The organism is Mesorhizobium sp. WSM4816, from assembly GCF_055811535.1.
This window is the reverse complement of sequence record NZ_JBVVQR010000130.1, coordinates 1-231: the sequence shown is the minus strand read 5'-3', so window position 1 is coordinate 231 and position 231 is coordinate 1. Positions and strand designations below refer to the sequence as shown.

Here is a 231-nt window from a genome sequence, read left to right as displayed (position 1 = left end):
GCCAACCGGGAAAGCCATTCGAGCTGGCGCGCGTTCGTGGCAGGGCTCAAGCAGCGCGGGCTCGCCGGCGTCGAGTTTGTCGTCTCCGACGACCATCCGGGGCTCAGGGCAGCGATCCGGGAAGTCCTGCCCGAGGCAGTCTGGCAGCGCTGTTACGTGCATTATGCCGATGTCCGGATTATGCCGACCTTGGGGTGGATGTCGGCTTCGGAGGCGGTGATCGCTGCGATG

The 231-nt window shown here is 65.8% G+C and carries 1 pseudogene; it reads left to right on the top strand.

The features are described 5' to 3' along the window. Positions 1-165 (top strand): annotated as a pseudogene (locus tag AC0L3H_RS33080) (transposase); the annotation flags it as partial. Positions 166-231 lie beyond the last annotated feature (66 nt).